This window comes from Bacteroides sp. An322, from assembly GCF_002161765.1.
GTDB classification, from domain to species: Bacteria; Bacteroidota; Bacteroidia; order Bacteroidales; family Bacteroidaceae; genus Phocaeicola; species Phocaeicola merdavium.
On record NZ_NFIN01000073.1, the window covers coordinates 1 to 567 of the forward strand.

At 47.6% G+C, this 567-nt stretch carries 1 protein-coding gene; it reads right to left on the bottom strand.

Annotation, left to right across the window (positions count from 1 at the left end; translation table 11 throughout):
- Nucleotides 1-567, bottom strand: a 567-nt coding sequence (locus tag B5F91_RS14775) for a PD-(D/E)XK nuclease domain-containing protein (protein WP_204244714.1), incomplete at both ends; no start/stop codon positions are given.

Consider the following 567-nt stretch of genomic DNA (forward strand, 5'->3'; position numbering starts at 1 on the left):
TTTGTCGGAGGGCTTCGTCTGCCGTACCGTCTAACTTGAACTCGAAGATATAGATATAGTCCGGTGTCTCTACGATGCAGTCCACCCTTCCTTCGCTCTGCTCTTTCTCGGTATAGACCGTATAAACACTAACCAAACGGAATATCAGGTAGAAGGTATAGTGGAAATAGCGTTCCCTTTCCCGTTCATCTTCTTTGCGCCGCATGGTGTAAGGAATGTCTGCAAGGAAAGAGGTGAAGAGCTTGTGCAGCTTTTCGGTCTCCCCATCTTCCAAGGCATCGATTACATCTTGTATCCAACTGTTTACGCTTTCCCTTTTGGGCTTGAGGTAATCGGAAGCGACTAACGAGACAAAGCCTTTCTTCACTTCGTTGTTCGGAAAATCGAGCAGGAAAGTGCCGCGTCTGGGCTTGTAGTCTTTGATAGTAAGATACCCGCTTTGGTAAATCATGGGCAAAGGTTTCTCTACGCTGGCTTTGTAGTCGACGAACTCCTGCGGGTCGTAATACTTTCCGGTCAACTCGTCTAAGTTCTCGTCTGTGTGTGCAAGCAGACGGATAAGGTAAG